Below are 24,931 nucleotides of genomic sequence, written 5' to 3' on the forward strand. Positions count from 1 at the left end.
TGTTCTCCTTAAAAGTTTTCTTTAAAAAGAAAACCCCGGTCAAATGACCGAGGTTGTGAAAACACGCAATTAATTAAACTTACGCTTTCTAGCTGCTTCAGACTTTTTCTTACGTCTTACGCTTGGCTTCTCGTAATGCTCTCTCTTACGAATTTCTTGTTGAATGCCTGCCTTAGCACAATTTCTTTTGAATCTTCTAAGTGCACTGTCAAGACTCTCGTTTTCTTTCACAATCACGTTTGACATCTAAGATCTAACCTCCCTCCGGTTGTGAAATTCAAAATCTATATCATTATACCATAAAGTACAGATTCGTCAATATGTATTTCAAATAAATATACGGCAGCAGCGTGTAAAATTTCAGTGTATTTATAAAACAGAAGCGCAAGAGCATTTACATCCATTACTTACAGCTATACAAATTTCTACTTTGAAACCGCCTGCATCATAGTCCATAGTTTCTTATTATCTTAGTCGTTTATCGTATATCTTGCTCTTCTTGGTCTATCATGGTCTAATTATAGGCAACATAGTCTTCACTCTTTTATCTTATTCTATATCTTGCGACTATGATATCTTTCTGTACTTCTGATACCTGCTTCTTGGTTTGCCCGGTACGGTCATCTCTACCAATCCCATCTCTATTGCAGGATTTAGATAATTTTTTCTAAAGGTAGGCTTATGTGTCATGCCAAGCCTAAGCATTATCTCATTTGTTGTAAGAACTTCATTCCCAAGTACATTTACAAGTCTTTTTGCAAATGTATTCTCACTTGTCTTGTTATTTGTACTCACAGCGGTATTTTTACTGTCACCTGATACGTCTATACCACCTGATACTTCTTTTCCAACCGTCATTTTGGCATTACCTGTCATACCGCTACCTAAAGAATTTTCCCGCTTTATACTGTCTCCATTTGTAAATGAAGCATCGGATTCCATCCCCCAAACCGGTATTTTCTCTTCTATCTGTGCTTTCTTTAATGTAAAAAGAATAGTCTCAAGAATAAATTCTATAAACTTATTACTTTCTCCGGGTCTTCCTATACTGTATGTAAGCTCCTTATATTCCTGTATCCTATTATAAAGCTCGCTCTCAACAGACATACAGAAGAAAATATCCTTCCACTTACAAAGCAAAAGATCCAACCATAATCTTGAAAGAGGGCCGTTACCTGCCGCAAAAGGCTGTAAAAGTTCAAATTCATGATATACTATTGCACATTTTATTACAGGATGCAGATTGTCTCTTTTATACCATTCAAATATATCTCTTACAGCTCCCGGAATAAATCTTGAAGGAATTATATTACTGTCAAATATTCCGTTGCCGTTATTTTCTATCTTATCTTCTCTAAACTCAGTAGACTCTATAGTAAATCCGCTAAGTATCATTTTTTGTGCAAAGAACAAGTCATTTATTGAATACGGATTTAATTTAAATGACATATCATAGGCCTCATATAGATTTTTTACAACTCTCATATCCTTGTGATTATCAATAACATTTTCTCCGTATATAAAACCTCTTATCTGTTCAAATGAAATATCACTTTCTTCCATTGCCAAAGAGGCATATACTTTTTTTATTATGTTTTCCTTTCGGAGTAAAGGATTCATCTTACCTGAAAGGACAACACTGACCCTTCCGACTTCTTCACTTATCTCCGTCAATAAATTTATCATTCTATCGCTCATGTTAAAAAGCGGACTATACTCTCTCATAACCAACTCCATAAAACAAAGTTTTTACTTACTACTTATACTATATCTTATTTTTTCTTTTGTTCAAGTTTTATTCTTATTTTTTCAAGTAATATTTGATTTTTTTCTACCAAAACCGTCATATTTCTAAATAATGATTCCGCAGCAAAACCAAAAGTAAACATAAGAAGAATACTTATACCCGAAAGATCGGTAAGTGCAAACAATTTTCTAAGGAATATACCTGTAAATATAAGACCTGCAATATTTAAAAATATTATTATATATTTTCTAAGATCAAGTGGATAGCTTATCTTGATCAAAATCATGAATCCGACTACCGACATAACCATGGTCGCAACAGTTCCGATGCTGTCTGTGGATATCTCAAAAACTTCTCCACATACCACAAGTGCAAATACCGCTATAACGTCTGTTAGTCCGCCCGGCAATGCTTTTATCAGCACATTTTTAAGAAAACTTCCCTTTATCCTATTTTTATTCGGCTCAAGAGCCAATAAAAATCCCGGTACTCCAATCGTAAACATACTTACAAAAGAAATCTGTGCAGGCTCAAGTGGATATGTAAACATAAAAACCGCCGATAATACGGCTAAAAGCAATGAGAAAATATTTTTTACCAAAAACAAACTTGCAGAGCGCTCTATATTATTAACAACTCTCCTGCCCTCATATACAAGGTCAGGCATATGTGCAAAGTCGGAATCAAGTAGTACAACTTGTGCGGCATGAGTGGCGGCTTCACTTCCTGATGCCATTGCCACACTGCAGTCTGCATCCTTCATTGCCAAAATATCATTTACACCGTCACCTGTCATGGCAACAGTATGGCCGTCTGCCTGTAAAGCTTTTACAAGCTTTTGTTTTTGTTTAGGTGTAACACGACCGAAGACAGTATAAAAAGATATTGCCTCCTGTATCTTTTTATCGGTATCAAGCAGGCTTGCATCAATATAATTTTCGGCATTTTCAATTCCTGCCTGAGAGGCAATTTGTGAAACAGTTAAAGGATTATCCCCTGAGATAACCTTTATATCTACACCTTGAGATTTGAAATAGTTAAATGTATCTACAGCATTCTCACGAATAGGATTTTCAAAAGCTATAAAACCTATAGGAGTTACATTTCCGTTTATACCGTCTTCAATATCACTTCCGTCATACTTTGCAAAAAGTAAAACACGACTTCCTTTCTCAGTATAGTCTAAAATCTCATTTTCAAAAGAAACAAAATTGTCTTTCAAAATAATTTCCGGCGCACCAAGAATGTAACATCCGTCTTCAAATGTAATACTACCGTATTTAAGAGATGAAGAAAAAGGCAGTACCTTTACAGTAGCATCTACAGCCCCTTTAATACCTTTCTTATTTGCATATTCTTTTAAAGCCTGCATAGTTGCATTATTATCTTTTGAAGCAAGAGCATATGAAAACAATAATTTTTCAAAATCCGAATAATCTATAGAACTGTTTGCACCTTTACATAAGAACACATCTTCCACTTTCATATCAGGTTCTGTAATCGTACCTGTTTTATCAACACAGAGCACATCAACTCTTGCCAAAGTTTCAATACTTTTCATATCATGAAGCAGTACCTTTTTTGTTGCAAGTTTCATAGTACTTATGGCAAGCGCAACTGTGGTCAGCAAATACAATCCCTCAGGAATCATTCCAAGTACGGCAGCAACTGTTGAAGTTACACTTTTTCTAAGAGTATCCCCATTTACATAAAAGCTTTGTAAAAATAAAACCGCACCTATAGGTATGATCACAATACCTACAACCTTAACAATCAAATTGATATGTCTTATCATCTCCGATTGTTCTTTACTTTTCATAGTTTTTGCTTGTGTACTGAGTTTTGAGATATATGACTCTTCTCCCACTTTCTCAAGTTTTGCATAGCATTCTCCGGATACTACAAAACTTCCGGACAAAAGCTTACTGCCTGTATTTTTTTCTATTTCATCAGACTCACCTGTAAGTAGTGATTCATTAACCTGAATGCTTCCGGATATGACAAAAGCATCGGCACAAATCTGTTTACCGGCTGTTAAAAGAATAATATCATCTTTTACCAGTTCCTCTGACAAAACATTTTGAAGTACTCCGTCTCTTATCACATCACTATGAGGTGCACTTAAAAATTTCATCTTTTCAAGCGTCTTTTTTGCACGCAATTCTTGTACTATACCTATAACTGTATTTCCGACAATAACAGGCAGGAATGTAAGATTCCTAAACGAACTCACCACAATCAGTAATATCGAAATAATTAAAAATATCAGGTTAAAGTATGTACATACATTTGACAATACTATTTCCAAAGTTGTTTTATCAGTGTTTGTATTTATTTTATTTGTTAAACCCGGAGCAATTCTTTGTTCTACTTCACTACCTGTTAATCCGATAATGTTATTATCTACCTCTCGTATCTCATCCATAGTGTCAACTTAATTTTTACTTTCCAATTCCCATCTGTAGTGTCCGACTATTTCATCAGACTTACTTTTCAGATATTTTTGCTCATATGCTCTTTGATATTTACTTCCATGATGAATAATATATGGAACTCCGTTTTTATCTCTTCTGTCGGATACTATTCCGATATGCTTTTTAAAAATAACAATATCTCCACCCTGCCACTCTTCTATTTCAGAAAGATCTGTAGTAAGACTTTTTGTATTATTTTTAAAATACACCTGCAGATTTCTTACTCTACGGTAGTCAATATTTTTATCAGGGGATTGTATATCATAATTTTGCGGATGCTCATTTATATCCTCAGACACAAGTTTTTGTAAATCATATCCTGCGCCGAAAAGTGCCGCAGCTACAACATCCGTACAAACACCATAACCGTCATTTGGTGTTCCGCCAATATAGTATCTGCTCTCATACTTCGGTTTTGTCTGTATATAGTAAAGAGCACTGTTTAATATATCGCTTTGATCATCAATTCCGTCTTTATCCATATCAACACTGCTCTTAAACTGCTCTATATGTCTTTTATAAGCATTCTTAGGTCTCTTTACAGAAGTACCTCTATGATAAAGTCTTGTAAACATCAGTAAAATCATTACTGCAAGCAATATACATGCAGCAATGATTCTAAAAAGTTTCTTTGATTTCATTTATATACCTATACTATTCTAATTATTATTATGGCTGCAACAATTGTTATTAATGTGACAACTGCTGTACCTATAGCTAATATCTTTCCACGCTTACAATATTTATTAGTAATATACAATGTATCAATTATATTTATTCCCGGTATAAATTGAAGTAATATATGCATAGTAAATTTAGCCAGTTTTACTTTATGTCTATCTTTAATATAACCGATAAGGTAACATGCCGCTAACATCCCCGGTGACAATAAAGCGAAATACAACAATATTAATATCACCAAAAATATAATAAATATTATTCCAATGAACGGTGCCATAACAATTGTTGCCGGTACCACCATACATGCAATAAATAAAGCTAATTCACCTATAGCTATAACAAAAATACATATTGTACACAACAGAGAAATCGGAAACATAGTGTATCTATAAAAAAGCGCTCCATTGATGCAATAATTTATATCCTCCCTTTTTATGGCTCTATTCACGCTTATGATTTGCAATATAAGCAGTATTAAAAGTAAGATAAAATATACTATATGAGGTAAAATACCAAATTCCTTTTTTTCTGTGCTGTTCAACTGAGATATAATAACATATGCCCATCTGTAAACCACTATATTATATATTATACCCAAAATCCAAGGAAAATGCTTTTGTGTAGATTCCTCATTTATAATACAGTTTTTTTCTAATATAAAATCATTTTCCATATCACTATATCTCCTTTTAAGAATTTTTATTTCTTAACCTATTATATATAAAATAATACATGCAGCAATGATTCTAAAAAGTTTCTTTGATTTCATTTATATACCTATAATATTCTACTGATTGCTATTGCCGCAACGATTGTTAGAATCATCAATATTAAGGAAACTGCTATAATTACGGTTTGTGATTTTCCTCTATCCCTGTATTTATTTGAAATATACAAAATATCAATTAAATTTACTCCGGGTATAAATCGAAAAACCTTATGCCTGTTATATTTGTTGTTACTTAGACCATATTCATCTTTATAACAGCGGACCAGATAACCGGCCATTAACATTCCCGGTGACAATAAAACATAGTACAACAATATCATTATCATCAAAAATATAATACATGGTACTGCAATAAACGGTACGATAAAGATCGTTGCCGGTACTACCATACATGCAATCAATATAAATATTTCGCCCACAGCTACACCAAGAATACATAGTGCACATAACAGAGAAACCGGAAACATTGCGTATCCGTAAAAAAGCGCTCCGTCAATACAATAATTTATATCATTTCTTTTTATAGCTCTGTTCACGCTTATGATTTGCAATATAAGCGGTATTAAAAGTAAGATAAGATATACTATATGAGGTAAAATATCAAATTCCTTTTTTTCTGTGCTGTTTAACTGAGATATAATAACATATGCCCATCTGTAAACTACTATATTATATATTATGCCTAAAATCCATGGGAAATGCTTTTGTGGAGATTCCTCATTTATAATACAGTCTTTTTCTAATATAAAATCATTTTCCATATCACTATATCTCCTTTTTAGACTTTTTATTTCTTAGCCTATTATATGTAAAATTATACTTGCAACTATAAGTATACCGGCAGAAACAGCTGTAATTATAGCCAATTTCTTTGCCCTATTCCAATAATGTAGCGAAATATATAATGCATCTATCAAATCCACTACCGGAACAAACTGTAGGAGTATATGTAAAACGCAGCTACCAAGTTTCATCTCTTTTTGTTTTCTACTTATAATTACAGTGCCTACTGCCAAAACAAATCCCGGTAAAGCGGCTATAAAAGAGATTGCCAACAATATCGGCGGCAATATAAAAGCCACCATAAGTATAAACGGCGCAAGAAAAAGCATTTGAGGTAAAACAAGGGCTAAAATTGAAATACTCAGTCCACCCACAAATATAACAAGTGCCAGAAAAATAAAATACAATGTAGAAGGTAAAATGGTATATTTAAAAAACAAAAATCTCTTTATACAATAGTCTATATTCCCACTTCTTATCTCAGGCAATACTCTACTGATCTGAACTGTCAGAAGTGTTATAAACGCCATAAGAAATGCTATATTAAAACCTAGAAATAACCACTTGTTCAAATTAAAGTACTTCATTCCGGAAATAACAAAACCGATCCACCCATACAATACCAAAATATAAAGTATTGATATTAGCCACGGATATTTTTTCATACTTTTATTTTCACTATCTACAGCCTCTTTGCTTATACTGATATCTTCTTCTAGATTGTAATTTTTTCCATCACCCATAATATTACCTCAAGTTTATTTTTTTAGCCTAAATCTTTCACCCTCATATACTCTTATCGGGTTTCCTCTAACTATATCCGTATGCTTGCTCCATGCATTATTCTTACTTTGTTCAATTTGTGAAGTATTTTTATTTTTTAAAACAATGGCGAGTTTTCTAAGGGCATCCTTCTTATTCATAAGCTGACTTCTTTCCCTTGTTGAACTTATCCTTATTCCTGTAGGTATATGTATAACTCTCACTCCGGTTTCCACCTTGTTTACATTTTGACCTCCCGGTCCACTTGCATGAAATTTCTCCACTATAATATCCGCTTCAGAGAAGTTATCATCTACATTTACCGTTTCCGGAATAATACTCACGTCTACAAACCAGTTCTTTCTTTTATGCTCTGTTCTGTACTGACTTTTACAGATCCAAAGCATAGTACCTTCAAGATATGATAAATTTTCATCAGATGAGAGCATCACTGAGTAAAAAGTTTCTTTTCTCTCCCCCTCTACATAACTTAAAATCTCTAAAGACTGAAATTCCCTCATTAAAGCTTTACATATACCAAATACAGCCCTCTGACATTCCACCGGACCCATACCTGCACTTATTTGTAAAATCATTTTCTGTCCCCTCCCTTATAGTTAAATATAGGAGTAAGAACATTTTCCACCTCTACGGTATCTTTTATGACTTCTTTTATATAGTCAATTCCTCTATATGCAAAAGGTGCTTCGTCCAAAGTATCCTTACATATGCAGCTTGTATAGATACCCTTCATCTCTTTTTTGAACTCGGAAACCGTATGCGAAGAATTTACTTCTCCTCTTGAAAGTACTCTTCCGCTCCCATGCGGTGCCGAATTATTCCATTCTTCGTTTCCAAGTCCCCTTCCAAGTAAAACACCTTCCTTCATATTTATAGGAATTATTACCCTCTCATCCAACTTCGCTGAAATGGCACCTTTTCTTAATATAGACTGATTTCCTGAAAAATCCACATAATTGTGAGAACATGAAATTTCTTCTATTGCCTTCCACTTCATCTTTTTTATAATCTCAGCAGCAATTATTTTTCTGTTTAATATTGCATACTCTTCAACTATTTTTAGATCATGCAGATAATCTTCCATCAAATTACCGCTAAGGTAGGTCATTTCAAAAGGAATATCATTTATACCTTTTCCTTTCAGCTCATCCTGTCCGGCTTTCATATAGTACTCAGCCACTTCTTTTCCAAGATGTCTGCTTCCCGTATGTACTATAAGGTAAACTTCTCCGTTCTTTGCTACATCCAGCTCAATAAAATGATTTCCACCACCTAAAGTACCAAGACTGAGCAACGCTTTTTCAGATCTTATATGTGAAAAGCATTTAAGATTATTTAACTCAATTCTGTCTGCATATGCATGTACATCTTTTCTTAAAGCAAATCCTACCGGAACATTATCTCTGATTACGGTATCCAGCTTCATAAAATCATTCCTTATTTTACCAAGTTTTACCGCAAGCATACCGCAACCGATATCTATTCCCACTAAAGAGGGTAAAATCTTTTTACCCACAGTCATTGTAAGACCTATAGGACCTACCTTTCCCGGGTGAACATCAGGCATTACCCTAATCTTTGCTCCCTGTGATACTTCATTATCACAAATCATTTTCACCTGAGACTTTGCCACTTCTTCCACCATGGACTTTTCCATAGTTTCATCACACATAATATACGCCTGTGCGTATTTTCCATTTAATTGTATCAAAATAAAAACCTCTGTTTTCTTCTGTTTCAAAGGCTTTATCGTTCATTCTCTAATAAAAAAGTTTTAGAATAATAGACAGCGAACAACTATGCCTCTGTAGTTTATAGTTCCACTTATTGTATTATTCATTGTATTCCTCATAGTCATTCTCCTTTCGATCGCTATTATTTATTTTAACTTTATAATTATATCATAGCATTTTTAAAAACACATCTTAACTTTCTTCTACATATATCTTTCGTGAAAATAACGCAACTATTATTGAAACCACACCAAAGATAAGCTCTACAAATATCAAAGGTACATGAAATCCGTTTAATATAACTATCAAAGTATCTGCCAAAAAATGAATCAAAAGTGCAGCAATAAATAAATATCTTTTCCCCTTAACACTTGACCATACAAGAACCGAAAGTGATATCTGTAATATCACTGCAAATATTCTCTCAACTATACCAAGTAAAAATACATATGGAGGTGACATGGTCAATGTGTTTACAGTGTCTTTAAGCTGTGTAAGATCATTTCCTCCTACATTGTCCAAAATAGTTGATATAAGTCCACTGTTTATTGAAACCGAAAGAGCCAGACTGCCTATCATAGTCAATCCCAAAACAGATGCGGCCTCAAAACCTCCATGCCCGGCTCCATACATACATGCATTTATATTTTTATCTTTATTCTTCCCGAGAATAAATTTGAATGCAATCAATCTTCCCGTTTCTTCAAATATTGCAGCCATCAGTCCACCGTACAGTGCGTAAAGTATTACATTATTTTTTATAGTCTCGCCAAACGGTAAAGCAAAAACAGCTCTGTGAACCGAGCTTTCAAGAAACATTACAAATACAACAAATACAATACCGCCTATAAAAAACGGAGATATATCCGCACGCTTCTTCTTTCTGAAATAAATAAAGAGTATAATTGGAATTGCAAATCCGGCTATACAGGATATAACCATAAATACCATACTTAAAAAAGGAACTCTATCCATTGTCTACCTCCTAAAAATTATTTCCCTATAAAGTTGCTTCCCAAAAAAGGTCTGAGTCCCAAATCTACAATAAACATAATACCAAGTATTACAGTAAATATATTTACATTTTTTTGATTTGATTTTTCAATACAAAATCTGATTGCCGGTTCTATCAGGTATATTATTATCAGTCCTCCAAGTCCGAATTTCACACTGCTCCATAGAGCAATCCTTCCTTCAAAATTACAGAAATAATTACTGTAGTCCCACAACCAGTCACCCATTATAAGCTCCATAAAATAGCTACCGATAAGTTCAAGTATTGTAGTTATAAGCATAGTTGACAAAAATACCAAAACAAAAGATATACTTATTCTTCCTAAATGTATTTTCTTATTTCTTATCGGCATCAAAAGTGTTATTAATATTATTCCCCCAAAACCATAAATCGGCAAATACGGACCGAATAAAAATCCACGATTTACATATCCGACATGCGTTTCCAAAAGTCCAACCAGTACTTCATAAATCCATCCAAGGAATGCACATGCCATAAACATAAGAAAGATATCTCTAAGTCTTTTTAATTTCATGTATTATCATCCTCCTTTTTTATATTGTATCCTAAAATTTCAAAAATTTCATTTATTTTATACATTGATTTTTCATATATATAGTTTATATTATTCTAGGTACCAAATGTTCAAGCAAATATTCTTGCTTTAGAAATATATTATATAGAAGAAAGAGAGATATAAAAATGAATTTTTTAGAAAAAATCAGACCGAAAGAAAAGCTTAAGTATTTGAGATGGTTTGATATCCTTATTGTTACCTGTATTATGTTCGGTATATTTATCATAACATCGACACAAATATTTATAGGATTACTTCAGTCTGATCCACAGGCTATACAAGATTCAGCGGAATCTATGGATATTGCCTCAGACGGTGCGGCCTATACCGGAAATTTTACATTACAGTCTATTCTTTTAATTATTGCGTTACTGTACTTACTTATCAGAAATTTTGATTTTAAGCAATTGAAAATAAGATTACATTGGTCTGTAATTATTTGGGTTCCGGTACTATTTTCAATCATTGGTCTCTTCGGCGACCTTGTTACTACAGTGAGCGGCGACTACAACTATTTTGATCCTTCATTGCTTCAAGACATAAATCCGATGGAAGCATTAAATAAATTCCTGGCACTTTCACCGCTTGCAATCGGATATGCTTTCTTAAACGGATTTTATGAGGAATTTTTCTTTCTCGGTCTTTTGACCTCTGTAAAAGATGAACATAAATGGTATGTACTTGCATTTTCAACTTTGGTCAGAGTATCATTCCACACTTATCAAGGCCTTCTTTGGTCATTGGTAATAGGTGTGGTATACGGACTATTCTATTATTTCATGTACAAGAAAGTAATAAAGAATTTGTTGCCTTTCTTCCTTATGCATGCACTTACTGATATGTTCGGTTCATCACTGATATATTTGCTTATAAACTGGAATTATTAACAAACGAAAGCCTTTAGGTGTTTTTGTGTACCTAAAGGCTTTTTTATTTACTTTCCTATAATATAATTTACAATATCAGGTAAAACTCCTGCATTTTGCTGCCAAATTGTTTCTATCTGTGTTTCAGGTACCGGTGAAGTTCCGATTCCAACCTCAACCGTAACACTTGGAATACCCTTCTCCCAATCAAGCCAGTCTTTAAAGCCTGTACCGTACTTTGATCCGTCTGCTTCAGGTGAGACAAGCCTATAGCCTGTATGAGCAGCCACTATATCAGCCATAGCCTTATCCATTGTCAAAACTTCTGCTGAAGCATGTTGATTTGACCAAAAAATTATCTGTCCCTGAGTATGATAGTTAAGAACAGCCGAAAAATTCTCATTATTTACAAGTTTTATAAGATCTTGTGTTTCACTTTCAGAACCTGCACTTGCTCCCTTATAATATTCATTTGAAGGTTTTTTCCTACTGTCTGCTCTTTGATTCCATCCTTGAGTAGGGAAATTATGGTTGATATCAACACCGTTTAAATTATTCTTCCATTTATTTAAAAACCAGTTATACTTATCCTGATTTTCTTTAAGTCCCCATTCTGACCAGCTGTCAATTATCTCCTGTAATTTCTTCTTTGACTCTTCTTTATTAAGTCCTGCCATACCGCTTTGTGATATTGCTACTCCATCAGGATTTAATATAGGAATATATTGTATACATACTGAGTCCAGACTCTTATCTCCCTCCGCTCTCTTATCAAGCATTTCCTTTACCTGACGCATTACTACTGAAGCTGTAATATATTCTCTGGCATGAATTGCTCCTATTACAAGAATCTTTTTTGAAGCATCTTTGTTTCCTATTACTATTCTGTATATATTTCTTCCGTCAGGTGTAGTTCCTATTGAATCTGATTTAACACCTTCGTACTTTTGCTTAAATAGATTTATATCACTTTCCATCTTTTGATATGTATACATATCTGTGCTTAAAAATGTAAAATCTGTAGTTTGTACTACACTTTCTGTCTGCGCGGCCTTATAACTTGCCGAACTGTGTCCTATTATTCCTGCAAAGGCAGGTATTACCTGTGTCAGTATAATACATGCTGACAGTGTCATTACTCCTAAAACATATTTCTTTTGCATATCTTCCTCCGTTGAAAAACTCTTTCACAACTATACGATACTTTGAAAAAAATTACTAGTTACAAAACATTAAACAGATATAGAAAATTTGTCGTACTTTTGAAGAATATCCATTCATAAGTACCATATTATAATTATTTTTTACAATGTCTTGTAAATAAAATTTATCAATCCACTATGTTTCTAAATAAAAACAAGACGAATAAATCAGTATTATAATCGTTTTAGATGTAATAATTGTAACCATAGGCAGTTGAAATCTGTAATCTTATTGTTAAATTATCTACTTTTTAGAAAAATATAGCAATTTATTTTCTTTTATGCTAGAATCAATCTATAGTATTTTACTATAGATTAACAACTCGAAAGGAGTAATTTAATTATGGCAAAGAAACCGGACGAAAAATATGGACTTTTTATAAATGGTGAGTTTAGAGATTCAAAAGACGGTAAGTTTTTTGATACATACTCTCCTGCTACCAAAGAAAAAATCGCAAGTGTAGCCGAGGCTACTAAAGAAGATGTAGATGATGCTGTAAACGCTGCTTGGGCAGCTTTTGATTCTTGGAAGAATCTTGATAAAATAAAAAGAGCTGAAATTCTTTTAAAAATCGCTGATGTTATAGATGCAAATAAAGAGGACCTCGCTTATATCGAGAGTCTTGACAACGGTAAGCCTCTTCGTGAGACATTAAATGTAGATATACCATTTGCGGCAGATCATTTCAGATATTTTGCTTCCGCTATTCGTACAGAGGAAGATACTTCAAACTTCCTGGATTCAAAGACACTCTCTCTTGTATTCAGAGAGCCTATCGGTGTAGTTGGACAGATAGTTCCATGGAACTTCCCGTTCCTTATGGCGGCATGGAAGCTTGCACCTGTACTTGCATCAGGATGCTGTACAGTATTAAAGAGCAGCTCTTCTACTCCTCTTTCAATACTTGAGCTTGCAAAACTTGTAAAGGATATTATTCCTAAGGGTGTATTTAATGTTATCTCAGGCGCAGGAAGCAAGTCCGGACAGTATATCCTCGATCACAACGGATTTAGAAAGCTTGCCTTCACAGGTTCTACCGAGATAGGCTATTCAGTAGCAAAGGCTGCAGCTGAAAAACTTATACCGGCAACACTTGAGCTTGGTGGAAAATCAGCAAATATATTCTTTGACGACTGTGATCTTGACCTTGCCATTGACGGTGTTCAGCTTGGTATCCTCTTTAATCAGGGCCAGGTTTGCTGTGCAGGTTCAAGAGTTTTTGTACAGGAAGGTATCTATGATGAGTTTGTAAAGAGAGCTGTAGATCAGTTTAACAAGATTGTTGTAGGAAATCCTCTTGATATTAATACTCAGATGGGTTCACAGATAAATGAAGGTCAGGTAGCAAAGATTCAGGCATGTGTAGACAGAGCCGTAGCCGACGGTGCTACTGTTGCATGTGGTGGTTCACGCTATACAGAAGGTGAGCTTGCAAACGGATCATTCTACAAGCCTACACTTATAACAAATGTAACCAATGATTCTTATGCTGCACAGGAAGAAATCTTCGGACCTGTAGCAGTTATCATAAAGTTTAAGACTGAAGATGAAGTAATCAAATATGCCAATGAAAGTGTATACGGTCTTGGCGGCGGTGTTTGGACCAAGGATCTTAACCGTGCATTCCGTGTTTCAAGAAGTATTGAAACAGGTAGAGTTTGGGTAAATACCTATAATGCAATCCCTGCAGGAGCTCCGTTTGGAGGGTATAAGACATCAGGTATCGGTAGAGAAACACATAAGGTAATCCTTGATCACTATACACAGATGAAGAATATGCTTATCAAGCTTGACGAGAATCCAAGCGGATTCTATCCAAAGAAGTAATATAAAGAAAAGTATTGTAAAGAAAAACTCTCATTCCGGCAAAACCGGTTTGAGAGTTTTTGTATTTTTATATATGTATTACATTTGGGTTTCTACCCTTACTCAAGTTTTCATGCCTTAGGTAATTTCCATATTTCATGTTTGTTATTTTTAACATCACGATAGGAAATATAATAGACTTTATACAGTATAATGCTAAAAAAGTAAGAAACAACTCAGGTTTTACCCTGATAGTAAGTATTTTTGTAGTATATCCTATATACAATACACCTACATTCAAGACCACATTAAATAATGTAGTAAGTACCGGAAATACTATATCCACTTTGGTACGTGGTGAAAAGCACTTAACGGCAAATAAAGACAGTACTGAAATATTCGTAATACATATGGGCTTATAATCATATCTATAAATTACCATGGTTTTTACATTATAAAATGAGCATTCATGTTGATATAAGCTAAATTCGTTTATCCATGTATATGTAATATTTGATATATCCTCCCATGGAACCGTCAAATCTATCTTTTTTAAATAAATACCGTCCTTTGAGATAACACATTTTGTCACCACAAATGAAAAAACAACAAACATTACAAGCCATACAATGTTCAGTATTGTACAAAGTTTTTTTGAATTAAATAAATGCCCTTCAAAATACATATCTTTGCCTTCACCTATGAAATAAATCACCATAGTGGCAAAGATAAATATAAACAATATCCATCTATAATATATGCTGTGAAATCTTATACCGTTTTTCATATCATACCTCATTTGTACTTACAATGCATCCTTAGGACAACTCCTGACACATTCCATACATAGAATACACTCCGTGCCATTTTTTCTTTTTCTTGAATTGTCCGTCATATCAACATCCATAGGACATACCTTTTTACATTTATTACAGGAAATGCATTTATCTGTATCACATTTTATTCTGACCAAAGAGAAATAACTCATAGGCTTTAAAAAAACTGTTATCGGGCAGATATATTTGCAAAATGCTCTGTTATCTTCAAATATATAGGCAAGTGCTATACCTACTATATAATAGACTAAATTACCTATTATAAATGATACGAACATAATTCTATCAAGATGCTTTACCTTTGCAATAAAGAGTGTTGCAACAAAACCTAATGAAAGTAAAAACACTATATATCTTATCCATTCAATATTTTTTCTTTCATGCTTATGAATCTTATATGGTAAAAAATCCAGTATCATTGCCGTCCAACATGCATATCCACACCATCCTCTTCCAAATATGATCGGCCCAAATATCTTTGCCACCACATAGTGAATAGTTGCAGCCTCAAAAACTCCTGTAAAAAGATAGTACCAAAAACCTTCTATTTGCATATTTTCATTCTTTATGATTCCTAAATATATAAGTATATAAAGCCCTACAAGCAATTGTACCACTCTTCTTGCATACTTATATTCTTTTATAAACAAAAAAATACCAAATGATATTGATATTCCTATATAACTGAAATTAAAAAAATAAAATAAATTATCCAATGCCAACCAAAGCACGACAGCAATTGTTTCAAATATAGAAAACATCAGTATAGGCAGTAAGTACTTCTTCAAATTATTGTCCTCGATTCATTATATATATTTCTAAAGTTTATAAATGCTTTGTTTTTATTTATAGTATATGTTAAAATTATATCACAAGGAGGGACGACATGAAAGTAATATTGAGTAGAAAGGGAATGGATAGCGAATCCGGAAGAGTGGCAAGTCCAATACTTCCTGACGGTACTTTACTATCACTCCCTATACCCGATCGAAAAAGCAAGAAAAAATACGAAGACATACAGTATAAAGGACAAAACTATAGAGATATTATAACTCAGCTTCATCCGGATTTTGATTTTGAAAGTTATCCTACCTGTCATCTGGATCCTGATATATATGAAGATATTAATGATAGACCTGTTGACTGGGTTCCGGCATTTGGACAATGGGGAGTAGCGGCAACACATCTTGATAAATCATGCGTTGATGTCGGTGATATTTTTCTTTTTTATGGAATGTTTAGACAAACTGAGATTAAAAATGGAAAGTTATCCTACATAAAGGGTGCTCCTATCCGCCATATAATCTACGGGTATATGGAAATTGGTGAAGTTATAAAAGATGACAAAGAAATTGCAAGCAAGTACAATTGGCACCCACATAGTATAGCACCTTTCTATACCAACAATCGTATATATATTTCAAAGAAATGCTCTACCTTTCATTATGATGATGCACTGGTACTTACGCAAAAAGATCAGCCACGCAGGAGTGTGTGGCAATTGCCTTCATTCTTTGCAGAGAAAGGTATTGCTATTTCTTGGCAAGGTCATACTCATCCCGTTATCAAAGGTGATTCATCAATATTAAAAACCGCCTCCCGTGGACAGGAGTTTGTTATAACAACCGATACAAAAGAGCAGGAAGAAAATCTTTCTGACTGGGTAAAAGAAATAATAAGCCATAAGTAATAATAAACTTGATTTAAGCCGGATTTTGCCGGCTTTTTTATATTTGCTCTAAATATATTCGTATTTATTCATTAAATCGAATAATGCCATTCACATATTGAAAAATCAAATCACTAGATATATTGAGGATTTAGCCTATTTTTTATATAATTTACCTATATATTTTATTGAAATAGTGATATTTTATAAATTAGGAGGATTTCATTATGTTACGACTTCCGGATAACTTCGAGTCTTTTACAGATGCAAGAAAAGCCGGCTTTATAAAAATGAAGGAACACAAAGACAATGGTGGAAAAATTGTCGGAACTTATTGCTCATTTGTTCCCACAGAGCTGATTATAGCTGCGGGAGCCATACCCGTATCGCTTTGCGCAACCAGTGAAGAACCTATAAGTGCTGCAGAAGCACATCTGCCCTCAAATCTTTGTCCATTGATAAAGGCAAGTTATGGTTTTGCTCTTACCGATACCTGCCCATATTTTTATTTTTCCGACTTTATAGTAGGTGAAACCACCTGTGACGGAAAAAAGAAAATGTTTGAGCTTATGAATGATTTGAAGGAAACCTATGTTATGCAACTTCCGTCTTCAAGAGATGAAATTGCCCTTAATATGTGGGAGGCGGAAATACATAAATTTTGGAAAAAGCTTGAAGACTTTTATGGTGTAACAATTACCGAAGAAGATGTTAAAAAAGCAATATTATTAAAAAATTCCGAAAGAGATCTGGTACTTGAATATCTTGAACTTGGAAAGCTCAATCCATCTCCTATCTCAGGATATGAAATCGGCACAAAACTTGATACACTTAGTTTTATACCAAGTATGGAAGAGCGTTGTAAGCAGATAAGGAAAAGAATTGATGAAGTAAAGGCCGATTGGGAGACAAATTATAAGGGTAAAATCGCAAGAAAACCGAGAATATTGATAACCGGATGTCCAAACGGCGGCGTACGAGATAAAACTATTAAAGTTTTGGAGGAGCTTGGTGCCGATGTAGTTGCATTTGATAACTGCAGTACAAACAGAGAAAAAATAGAAAAAGTAGATACTACTCTACCTGTAGCGAGAGCACTTGCAAAAAAATATCTCAATATCAATTGCTCCGTAATGAGCCCAAATGACAGCAGACTTGGCTTTATAACAGATATGATAGATGAATATCAGGTGGATGGAGTCGTTGAAATAATACTTCAGGCCTGCATACCTTCTCCATAGAATCATATAATGTTAAAAAGGCTGTAGTTGCCAAGGGTGTACCTTATCTGAAGATAGAAACAGATTATTCAAAGGCTGATGTCGGACAGATTAACACAAGGCTTGAAGCCTTCCTTGAAACTGTAGCTGTATAACGAGAGGACAAACTTAACAAATGGATAAACAATATTATGTAGGTATAGATATAGGATCCACCGCTTCAAAAGTGGTAGTACTTGATGATGAAAAACTTGTCAAATCTTTTTGTATACCTACAGGTTGGAACAGCAAGGAAACTGCAAAAAGCATATTACAAAGGCTACAAGATGACGGACTTTCTGAAAATATGAGCTGTGCCGCAACAGGATATGGAAGAATCTGTGTGGATTATGCCGATAAAGTTATAACAGAAATAACCTGCCATGCAAAAGGTGCCTATGCACTGTTTGGAGTTGACGGAACCGTAATAGATATAGGTGGTCAAGATACAAAGATAATCAGCCTTGAAAACGGTATGGTAAGAGACTTTCTAATGAATGATAAATGTGCGGCAGGTACAGGTAAATTTATCGAAGTTATGGCAAACAGACTTGGCACCGACTTTGAAGAGCTTTATGCCCTCGCATCCATGGGTGATTCACTTTCTATAAGCTCCATGTGTACAGTCTTTGCAGAATCAGAGGTAATAAGCTATATAGGATCCGGTGAAAAAAGAGAAAATATAGCTGCCGGAGTAATAGATTCAGTAGCCAATAAGGTTATAAATCTCGCTCAAAAGCATGGTCTCCTGGGTGAAATCATGCTTACAGGCGGACTTAGCTACACTACGTATTTTATAGAATTGATGTCACAAAAACTTGGCAAAAAAATCCATACACATCATCTCGGAAGATATGCCGGTGCCATAGGAGCCGCAATCTCTTTAAGACCTAAAAACAGTGCCCCTATAAATTTTAATTAAAAATATAAATGACTTTCACATTTCACAAGGCTAAACTTGTATATGTGAAAGTTATTTTAATTTACCATTCAAACAATAGCCACTGATGAGTGGATGCGTCACCAAAATCCCTAAAGTAAAACAAATCACCAAAGCCTATCATCATAAAGGGAATTCTTGAATAGTCTTCATTTTCAAGGCATCTTATACTTCTCCAACCACAACTGTCTCTTCAAGAGTTGTAAGTATAATCTCAAGTATTAATTCTACAAAAGCATAACTGTCAGCTTCTTTGTCCGACTTTCCAAGTGAATCATAATAATCTTGTTGTCTGCTTCGTATCAACTCTTCAATTGGCAGCCAATAAAACAGTTCATTCCATTTACCAAGTAATAAACTGTGCCACATCCTTCCAATACGCCCATTTCCATCCGCAAAAGGATGAATAAACTCAAATTCATAATGAAAAACAGCACTTTTAATCAGTGGGTGCATTTCTGAATTTTTATACCAGTCAAACAGTTCTTGAATTTGCATAGGTACAAATTTAGCAGGTGGAGCCATATGTACAACAACATCACCATCAAAAATTCCTACTCCACCACTTCTAAATGTTCCATTCTCAGGAATCAACCCTTCCATCATAACCCGATGTGCTTTGAGTAAATCTTTTACTGAATTAGGATCCAGTGAAAGCATTAACTCATATGTTTCATAAGCATTCTTAACTTCACGTATTTCATTAGGATTTCCCAGAATTCTCTTTCCGTCAAGTATAGCAGTAACCTGTTCTAAAGAAAGTGAATTTTGCTCTATAGCAAGTGAAGAATGAATTGTTCTTATTCTATTTTCTTTTCTTAAATGTGGATTCAGCTTTCCATGTGAAAGTACTGTAATTCTTCCAACCTGCTCACTAATTGCAGCTACAAGATTTGTAATTCTGTCCGTCATATGAAACGGTGGTTTATATTCTCCCATTTTGTGTTTCCTTTTATTCTCAAAATATCAATAATATTTCTAAATTTATCCTGCTAAAACAAAATGCTCCGCCTTCAACTTCTGCATCCTTATTTCCTCAATTCGAGATAACGCTCAATATCTCCAAGCAGTGCATCCAGACTGAAATAACCGCTCTCTCGTGCAACAAGTTGACCGTCCATATATACCAGCACAGTCGGTGCGGAGAAAATGCCCATCTGTGAACTGATTTCCATGTTTTTTTCTATATCTACATATCGGGCTTCTACCTCTTTATGCTCACTCATCCACTGTTCCAGCTTATACCGAATGGCATGGCAGGGGCCACATGTATCCGAACCAAACTGGAGGATAAGCACCGGTATTTTCTTTATTAAATCATTAATATCTTCTCTAAGATCATTCATAGCTCAAATTCCTTTCTTATTAATCATATCAGTCAGAGAACATACTGTATTATACCGGACTTTTCCCATGACCGATTAAACTTCCTATCGCCTACTCAAACATTATCAGTTACATTCGTTTAGAAAATCCATATGTTTTGTTTAGACTTCCGAATCCCACTTTTTCTCTTTCATTTTTGAATAATTAAAATCCCTTTATTTTTTTTAAACTATAAAATTGCCTTTATTCCCCTTGCACTGCGAATAACTGTATCTGTGAAATGATTACCCGGATTTAATTCAAATATTACCTCACACCCAAGGTTCTTAAAATATTCTGAAAGCTCTCTTGTATTATACTCTACAGTTTTTAATACAGGATTGCGTGTATTTGCCTCTTTATCCCCCAGAGAAAAATAAATTTTATCAGGCAACCTCTTATAATCATTACTTTTACAATATTCCATAAAGTCATAAAACCAAAGTGAGCCCGACACACTTGCCACTCTGTCAAATACATCAGTTTTATACATAGCATAAACAGCAAAAAGACCTGCAAGTGAATATCCTGTTATTCCTGTAAATCCCGGTTCTCCATCTATCATCTCCTTTGCCTTTGGCAAAATCTCATCTATAAGCAATCTCAGATACTCATCTGCACCGCCGCTAAAAGATTTTTCTTTAGAATAGATTGAAGGCATATACCATGGTGACATATCATGATTCCAATCAATATTTCCAACAACAAGTAAATTAAAAGAAGTACAGCCCATGTTATGCAATGCCTGATATACATCTTCGCCATCACCTTCAAAAGTATTAAAAACAATCAAAGGAGCATTTGTATCAGGGGACTTGTATAGGGTGAATTCTTTATCTTTTATATTGAATTTTTCTTTATTATTATTTGTTATCACCTATACCTCCTACCACAGGCCTTAAATTATATTTATCCTGCTAAAACAAAATGCTCCGCCTTCAAAACCCATTCCTTTTTTAACTCCCAAAATGTTGCTTGAGTAGATTTCGGTACATACCAACAGTCGGTTACTTCATCTATACAAAAAACATTTTCCCAGCTTTTCAATATTTCATCTTCACTTGGATCTTCAATATCATCTTTTTCATATAACGGTAAATATCCGTCATTTAATATAACATGCCACATATCAAAGTCTGACAGTAAAACCATATTGTCAGGTATATCTATAGTTAGCAAAACTACAGGTGTTCCCTTCTTACCTCCATATCTATGAATCCTCATATCAGGACGTTTTCTTACACCTTCCCATTGATACCAAGCCCATACAGGGTATATTACATCATTTGGCGGCATTCCGATACGTTTTTTCATCTGTTCGGCAATCCATTCATAATAATAACGTAATCCACCATCAAACGATAAATATTTTTCATTTGCTATAAGTCTACCTGTCTCAAGTAAAATATCATAAGCAGCCTTATGTTGAATAGCCCATAAAAGCATTTTAACTCCATAAAATCAATTAATAATATTACCAATTATACATTATCCGTCTTATAAATTTATACTTTAACTTCACTGTACATAATAATAGCATTTTCTCACATATAATTAAATCTCTATCTTAAAATTTCATGCTTCATCCAAATGAACAGTATTATAGTATGTTATTTAATATTGACTTTTATATCATAAATACATAGAATCATATTTATACAGTTCATATAGGCACTTTATCTAATGCTGTTTTGTGATTTGAACCTTAATTTAGAAATTTTTACATGCAATTCAAAATATTAATGTTTATAATCTGAACTCAAATAATAAGTGCTTTATTGTATGAAATATAAGGAGAAACGGTAATGAAAACTATAACAGCAAAGCCTGAAGATATCAGAACAATATTTTCTAGGGAATATCAGATTCCAATGTTCCAAAGAGAATATTCATGGGAACAGGAACAATGCGAGACTCTTTGGGATGATCTAATTGATTTTCATAATGAAAACGATAAGAAAGATAAATATTTTTTAGGAAATATTGTAGTACATCCAATTGATGAAAATGAGAAGTTTTCAGTTATAGATGGGCAGCAAAGACTGACAACACTTCTTTTACTTATCAGAGCACTTTTTGATAATGCTGGTACAGTAAAGGCATTGGAGGAATGTTTAAAGACAAAAGACAAGCTAAGTTCAGAGCTCACAAATAATATAAGATTAAATTCAGATGTTATTGAAAATGATAAGAAAAATCTTGAACAAATTATCTTACAAGGCCATTGCGATGATAAAAATTCAAGACTTTATATAAATTATGATATGTTCAAGAATAAAATTTCAGATTGGAAACAAGGAAAAACTTCTGATGAATTAAATAAACTTATTTTGACATTTTTAGATAATGTAGTATTATTACCGATATTATGTGAAACTGAAGATGATGCTTTAAATATTTTTGAGACTATAAATAACAGAGGTCTATCATTAAGCGATGCAGATATATTTAAGTCAAAGCTTTATGCCGGAATTGATAGTTCTAAACGTGGGGAGTTTATTGACGAATGGAATGACTTAGATGATCAAGAAGACCTGTTTCGTATTTTAATGTACATCTGTAGGGCTCAAGAAAATGATATTTCTAGGGAAAAGGGACTAAGGTCTTATTTTTCGTCTAAAACAGGTAGACTACAGAATACAGGCAATGTAATGGCTTCTCTAAAAAAAATAAATGCAATAATAGATACAAAAACAGGTATCTATAATGATTCATTATGGAATATTTTGGAAAGTTACCCTAATCAATATTGGAGATATCCTTTATATGTATTCTTGCATAAATATCTAATATGGAAAAAAGACGGTGAGTTATTCTTACCTGAAGAACATTATGAAGAATATAAGAAGCTGGTAATGTTAACGACAGCATATTATTTTATAAAGGGTGTTGTATATAATTCTGTTAATACTGTAAAAGATACAACATTTAAGGTATGTGCAAAAATAGAACATTGTGATAATTACCTATCTGAGTATATGGAAAATATGTGTAATGATTTAAAAATATTCTATAATAAACTTGAAAGTGCAGATTTGGGTAGATGTAAAAGAGGAATTATCTTACTAAGTGGATTTTTAAATGAATCACAGAGTGTTGAAGATTTTTATGACTTAATTTTAAATTCTAATATAGAAATAGAGCATATCTTACCAAGAAAGTGGTCTGATAATAATGACTGGGATGAACAGAAAGCAAAAGAAGTAATGGAAACTTTAGGCAACCTTGCACCGTTTGAGAAAAAACTAAATATAAGTGCAAGTAATGAATTTTTTAAAAAGAAAAAGAAAGCCTACAAAGAGTCAAAGTTTGCGGATATCAAAGATTTATCAAAGCTTGATAAATGGGACTACAATGAAGTAAAGCTGAGAGAAAAAAATATTATTAGTAGAATAAAATCTTTTATAAAAGAAGTGTCTGATTTTATATAAATTTTTCCTATACCCTAACTATTATTAGGGTATAGGTTTTTCATTGATTTCTAATATGCTATAAAGATCTATTTCAAGTTGATCGTCTTCAAATTGCTCTTTCGATATCACTCTCTTATAGGCTCCTTATTAAAATACTTTTTTAATTGTTGACAAAATTCTATTGCCACATATCCTAAGAATGCCCCCAAAATAATAGTACTATTATTTTGTCAAGTAAAAAAGTAGTTCTACCTCCACAACCACCGATTTCCAGTAGTCAATACCATTATCAATCGCTCTAAAATAATAGAGTAAACCAATTTTACAAACTTCTGTATTTTTTATCTAAGCCATTTACTCTCAAGACTTTTCTACACTTTTTCTTATTACTTTCTTGTCATCAATCCCCCTCCAAATGAAAATACAACTCCCTATAAATTTCAGATTTTGCCTTAGTATTTAAGGACATATTCATGAACCCTTTTAAGATTGGTCTAAGCTATCATTAAAAAGTTTAAACATTAGGTAGTTTTTATTTTCTTATTTTTTAAGTTTAGGCAGATTAATACCCTTTACATTTACTCCTAGTATTACTGCTCCCAATAAAAGTGCACCTGCAGTTAACTGAGTTCCGTATTTGACAAGATTATATATAAACTGTTTATTTTCAGTATCTTTTGCAGATATTCTATCTGCTACCTCAAGCATTTGCTCAATTATACGACTTCTTTCCAAAGGCGTAACTTCCTCTTTCTTTAAAACTTCGCCCAAGTCATCAAGGATTTTTTTGTATGCCATGATTGCATCCTTCTGACTATCTTTATTATTTTCCAGAGCCTTATCACACACATTCTTAAACTGTTCCAACAATTTTCTGCTAGACTCGGCATATGCCGGAAACTGATTGATGATACTTATTGCAACATCTTTATCCATATTAGGTATTAAAGAAGCAAACTCAATGATTTTTTCTTTTGATAAATTTCTAAATGAATCAATTTGCAGAGCATCTTTTACTTGTTGCTCAGTTAGTATTTTAGACATTTTGTAT

General features: G+C 33.5%; 24 protein-coding genes and 1 pseudogene. 6 read left to right on the top strand and 19 right to left on the bottom strand.

The features are described 5' to 3' along the window. Positions 1-69: 69 nt before the first annotated feature. From rpsU to HMPREF1140_RS03350, 11 genes are all read right to left on the bottom strand, one after another. Entirely contained in the window at positions 70-246 is a 177-nt protein-coding gene (gene rpsU, locus HMPREF1140_RS03300; protein WP_005539624.1) for a 30S ribosomal protein S21, read from the bottom strand. Between the two features lie 321 nt (positions 247-567). Beyond that, positions 568-1,725 carry a Fic family protein gene (locus HMPREF1140_RS03305; RefSeq protein ID WP_009662638.1) on the bottom strand — a complete coding sequence of 386 codons (1,158 nt, stop codon included), beginning with the start codon at positions 1,723-1,725 and terminating at the stop codon, positions 568-570. A 47-nt stretch (positions 1,726-1,772) separates the two neighbouring features. After that, complete coding sequence (locus HMPREF1140_RS03310) at positions 1,773-4,172, bottom strand: HAD-IC family P-type ATPase (protein ID WP_009662410.1); 2,400 nt, start codon at positions 4,170-4,172, stop codon at positions 1,773-1,775. Positions 4,173-4,181: 9 nt separating this feature from the next. After that, complete coding sequence (locus HMPREF1140_RS03315; protein WP_009662479.1) at positions 4,182-4,862, bottom strand: DUF1287 domain-containing protein; 681 nt, start codon at positions 4,860-4,862, stop codon at positions 4,182-4,184. Between the two features lie 8 nt (positions 4,863-4,870). Continuing rightward, positions 4,871-5,575, bottom strand: a complete 705-nt coding sequence (locus HMPREF1140_RS03320) for a hypothetical protein (RefSeq protein ID WP_009662591.1) — start codon at positions 5,573-5,575, stop codon at positions 4,871-4,873. A gap of 104 nt (positions 5,576-5,679) precedes the next feature. Then, positions 5,680-6,393 carry a hypothetical protein gene (locus tag HMPREF1140_RS03325; RefSeq protein ID WP_009662629.1) on the bottom strand — a complete coding sequence of 238 codons (714 nt, stop codon included), beginning with the start codon at positions 6,391-6,393 and terminating at the stop codon, positions 5,680-5,682. 33 nt (positions 6,394-6,426) lie between these two features. Then, positions 6,427-7,158, bottom strand: coding sequence for a hypothetical protein (locus HMPREF1140_RS03330; protein WP_009662419.1), 732 nt, complete (start codon positions 7,156-7,158; stop codon positions 6,427-6,429). Between the two features lie 15 nt (positions 7,159-7,173). Beyond that, on the bottom strand, positions 7,174-7,773 hold the full coding sequence (prfH, locus tag HMPREF1140_RS03335; RefSeq protein ID WP_009662400.1) for a peptide chain release factor H: 600 nt from the start codon (positions 7,771-7,773) through the stop codon (positions 7,174-7,176). Continuing rightward, positions 7,770-8,870: an RtcB family protein gene (locus HMPREF1140_RS03340; protein ID WP_009662507.1), complete on the bottom strand. Its 1,101-nt coding sequence runs from the start codon at positions 8,868-8,870 to the stop codon at positions 7,770-7,772. Before HMPREF1140_RS03340 ends, prfH begins: the two co-directional genes overlap by 4 nt. Before the next feature lie 253 nt (positions 8,871-9,123). After that, a complete protein-coding gene (locus HMPREF1140_RS03345; RefSeq protein WP_009662529.1) occupies positions 9,124-9,906 on the bottom strand; it encodes a YhfC family intramembrane metalloprotease in 783 nt (260 codons plus the stop codon). Between the two features lie 17 nt (positions 9,907-9,923). Beyond that, positions 9,924-10,481, bottom strand: coding sequence for a putative ABC transporter permease (locus HMPREF1140_RS03350; RefSeq protein WP_009662633.1), 558 nt, complete (start codon positions 10,479-10,481; stop codon positions 9,924-9,926). Positions 10,482-10,648: 167 nt separating this feature from the next. Here HMPREF1140_RS03350 and HMPREF1140_RS03355 point away from each other — a divergent pair, with 167 nt between their 5' ends. Next, positions 10,649-11,410 carry a CPBP family intramembrane glutamic endopeptidase gene (locus HMPREF1140_RS03355; RefSeq protein WP_009662407.1) on the top strand — a complete coding sequence of 254 codons (762 nt, stop codon included), beginning with the start codon at positions 10,649-10,651 and terminating at the stop codon, positions 11,408-11,410. Positions 11,411-11,457: 47 nt separating this feature from the next. Here the strand turns inward: HMPREF1140_RS03355 and HMPREF1140_RS03360 are convergent, their stop codons facing one another. Then, positions 11,458-12,552 carry a M14 family zinc carboxypeptidase gene (locus HMPREF1140_RS03360; protein WP_009662544.1) on the bottom strand — a complete coding sequence of 365 codons (1,095 nt, stop codon included), beginning with the start codon at positions 12,550-12,552 and terminating at the stop codon, positions 11,458-11,460. A gap of 382 nt (positions 12,553-12,934) precedes the next feature. Between HMPREF1140_RS03360 and HMPREF1140_RS03365 the strand changes: the two genes are divergently transcribed. Continuing rightward, a complete protein-coding gene (locus tag HMPREF1140_RS03365; RefSeq protein WP_009662506.1) occupies positions 12,935-14,419 on the top strand; it encodes an aldehyde dehydrogenase family protein in 1,485 nt (494 codons plus the stop codon). A gap of 67 nt (positions 14,420-14,486) precedes the next feature. Here the strand turns inward: HMPREF1140_RS03365 and HMPREF1140_RS03370 are convergent, their stop codons facing one another. Next, positions 14,487-15,185, bottom strand: coding sequence for a hypothetical protein (locus tag HMPREF1140_RS03370; protein WP_009662695.1), 699 nt, complete (start codon positions 15,183-15,185; stop codon positions 14,487-14,489). A gap of 18 nt (positions 15,186-15,203) precedes the next feature. After that, positions 15,204-15,995: a 4Fe-4S binding protein gene (locus tag HMPREF1140_RS03375; protein ID WP_051000437.1), complete on the bottom strand. Its 792-nt coding sequence runs from the start codon at positions 15,993-15,995 to the stop codon at positions 15,204-15,206. Between the two features lie 125 nt (positions 15,996-16,120). Between HMPREF1140_RS03375 and HMPREF1140_RS03380 the strand changes: the two genes are divergently transcribed. From HMPREF1140_RS03380 to HMPREF1140_RS03390, 3 genes and pseudogenes are all read left to right on the top strand, one after another. After that, positions 16,121-16,924: a hypothetical protein gene (locus HMPREF1140_RS03380; protein ID WP_009662527.1), complete on the top strand. Its 804-nt coding sequence runs from the start codon at positions 16,121-16,123 to the stop codon at positions 16,922-16,924. 269 nt (positions 16,925-17,193) lie between these two features. Then, positions 17,194-18,278: pseudogene (locus HMPREF1140_RS03385) on the top strand (double-cubane-cluster-containing anaerobic reductase). Between the two features lie 20 nt (positions 18,279-18,298). After that, on the top strand, positions 18,299-19,084 hold the full coding sequence (locus HMPREF1140_RS03390; protein ID WP_009662569.1) for an acyl-CoA dehydratase activase: 786 nt from the start codon (positions 18,299-18,301) through the stop codon (positions 19,082-19,084). 183 nt (positions 19,085-19,267) lie between these two features. Here HMPREF1140_RS03390 and HMPREF1140_RS03395 read toward each other — a convergent pair whose 3' ends face one another. From HMPREF1140_RS03395 to HMPREF1140_RS03410, 4 genes are all read right to left on the bottom strand, one after another. Continuing rightward, the gene (locus tag HMPREF1140_RS03395; RefSeq protein ID WP_009662464.1) at positions 19,268-20,041 is read right to left on the bottom strand and encodes a Fic family protein; all 774 of its coding nucleotides are present in this window, start codon (positions 20,039-20,041) and stop codon (positions 19,268-19,270) included. 89 nt (positions 20,042-20,130) lie between these two features. Then, on the bottom strand, positions 20,131-20,448 hold the full coding sequence (locus HMPREF1140_RS03400) for a thioredoxin family protein (RefSeq protein ID WP_035619806.1): 318 nt from the start codon (positions 20,446-20,448) through the stop codon (positions 20,131-20,133). A gap of 209 nt (positions 20,449-20,657) precedes the next feature. Continuing rightward, positions 20,658-21,344: an alpha/beta hydrolase gene (locus HMPREF1140_RS03405; protein ID WP_009662667.1), complete on the bottom strand. Its 687-nt coding sequence runs from the start codon at positions 21,342-21,344 to the stop codon at positions 20,658-20,660. 32 nt (positions 21,345-21,376) lie between these two features. After that, a complete protein-coding gene (locus tag HMPREF1140_RS03410; RefSeq protein WP_009662576.1) occupies positions 21,377-21,913 on the bottom strand; it encodes a DUF3841 domain-containing protein in 537 nt (178 codons plus the stop codon). Positions 21,914-22,272: 359 nt separating this feature from the next. Between HMPREF1140_RS03410 and HMPREF1140_RS03415 the strand changes: the two genes are divergently transcribed. Continuing rightward, positions 22,273-23,898, top strand: coding sequence for a DUF262 domain-containing protein (locus tag HMPREF1140_RS03415; RefSeq protein ID WP_009662618.1), 1,626 nt, complete (start codon positions 22,273-22,275; stop codon positions 23,896-23,898). A 522-nt stretch (positions 23,899-24,420) separates the two neighbouring features. On the opposite strand, the gene HMPREF1140_RS03420 is transcribed toward HMPREF1140_RS03415, so the two are convergent. Then, positions 24,421-24,924, bottom strand: a complete 504-nt coding sequence (locus HMPREF1140_RS03420; RefSeq protein ID WP_009662462.1) for a hypothetical protein — start codon at positions 24,922-24,924, stop codon at positions 24,421-24,423. Between the last annotated feature and the right edge of the window lie 7 nt (positions 24,925-24,931).

It is taken from the genome of Lachnoanaerobaculum sp. ICM7 (assembly GCF_000287675.1).
GTDB lineage: Bacteria > Bacillota > Clostridia > Lachnospirales > Lachnospiraceae > Lachnoanaerobaculum.

What these genes read in the sequence shown, in the direction of transcription:
- rpsU (WP_005539624.1), bottom strand. Translation starts at nt 246, where the DNA reads ATGTCAAACGTGATTGTGAAAGAAAACGAGAGTCTTGACAGTGCACTT.
- HMPREF1140_RS03305 (WP_009662638.1), bottom strand. Translation starts at nt 1,725, where the DNA reads ATGAGAGAGTATAGTCCGCTTTTTAACATGAGCGATAGAATGATAAAT.
- HMPREF1140_RS03310 (WP_009662410.1), bottom strand. Translation starts at nt 4,172, where the DNA reads ATGGATGAGATACGAGAGGTAGATAATAACATTATCGGATTAACAGGT.
- HMPREF1140_RS03315 (WP_009662479.1), bottom strand. Translation starts at nt 4,862, where the DNA reads ATGAAATCAAAGAAACTTTTTAGAATCATTGCTGCATGTATATTGCTT.
- HMPREF1140_RS03320 (WP_009662591.1), bottom strand. Translation starts at nt 5,575, where the DNA reads ATGGAAAATGATTTTATATTAGAAAAAAACTGTATTATAAATGAGGAA.
- HMPREF1140_RS03325 (WP_009662629.1), bottom strand. Translation starts at nt 6,393, where the DNA reads ATGGAAAATGATTTTATATTAGAAAAAGACTGTATTATAAATGAGGAA.
- HMPREF1140_RS03330 (WP_009662419.1), bottom strand. Translation starts at nt 7,158, where the DNA reads ATGGGTGATGGAAAAAATTACAATCTAGAAGAAGATATCAGTATAAGC.
- prfH (WP_009662400.1), bottom strand. Translation starts at nt 7,773, where the DNA reads ATGATTTTACAAATAAGTGCAGGTATGGGTCCGGTGGAATGTCAGAGG.
- HMPREF1140_RS03340 (WP_009662507.1), bottom strand. Translation starts at nt 8,870, where the DNA reads ATGTGTGATGAAACTATGGAAAAGTCCATGGTGGAAGAAGTGGCAAAG.
- HMPREF1140_RS03345 (WP_009662529.1), bottom strand. Translation starts at nt 9,906, where the DNA reads ATGGATAGAGTTCCTTTTTTAAGTATGGTATTTATGGTTATATCCTGT.
- HMPREF1140_RS03350 (WP_009662633.1), bottom strand. Translation starts at nt 10,481, where the DNA reads ATGAAATTAAAAAGACTTAGAGATATCTTTCTTATGTTTATGGCATGT.
- HMPREF1140_RS03355 (WP_009662407.1), top strand. Translation starts at nt 10,649, where the DNA reads ATGAATTTTTTAGAAAAAATCAGACCGAAAGAAAAGCTTAAGTATTTG.
- HMPREF1140_RS03360 (WP_009662544.1), bottom strand. Translation starts at nt 12,552, where the DNA reads ATGCAAAAGAAATATGTTTTAGGAGTAATGACACTGTCAGCATGTATT.
- HMPREF1140_RS03365 (WP_009662506.1), top strand. Translation starts at nt 12,935, where the DNA reads ATGGCAAAGAAACCGGACGAAAAATATGGACTTTTTATAAATGGTGAG.
- HMPREF1140_RS03370 (WP_009662695.1), bottom strand. Translation starts at nt 15,185, where the DNA reads ATGAAAAACGGTATAAGATTTCACAGCATATATTATAGATGGATATTG.
- HMPREF1140_RS03375 (WP_051000437.1), bottom strand. Translation starts at nt 15,995, where the DNA reads ATGTTTTCTATATTTGAAACAATTGCTGTCGTGCTTTGGTTGGCATTG.
- HMPREF1140_RS03380 (WP_009662527.1), top strand. Translation starts at nt 16,121, where the DNA reads ATGAAAGTAATATTGAGTAGAAAGGGAATGGATAGCGAATCCGGAAGA.
- HMPREF1140_RS03390 (WP_009662569.1), top strand. Translation starts at nt 18,299, where the DNA reads ATGGATAAACAATATTATGTAGGTATAGATATAGGATCCACCGCTTCA.
- HMPREF1140_RS03395 (WP_009662464.1), bottom strand. Translation starts at nt 20,041, where the DNA reads ATGGGAGAATATAAACCACCGTTTCATATGACGGACAGAATTACAAAT.
- HMPREF1140_RS03400 (WP_035619806.1), bottom strand. Translation starts at nt 20,448, where the DNA reads ATGAATGATCTTAGAGAAGATATTAATGATTTAATAAAGAAAATACCG.
- HMPREF1140_RS03410 (WP_009662576.1), bottom strand. Translation starts at nt 21,913, where the DNA reads ATGCTTTTATGGGCTATTCAACATAAGGCTGCTTATGATATTTTACTT.
- HMPREF1140_RS03415 (WP_009662618.1), top strand. Translation starts at nt 22,273, where the DNA reads ATGAAAACTATAACAGCAAAGCCTGAAGATATCAGAACAATATTTTCT.
- HMPREF1140_RS03420 (WP_009662462.1), bottom strand. Translation starts at nt 24,924, where the DNA reads ATGTCTAAAATACTAACTGAGCAACAAGTAAAAGATGCTCTGCAAATT.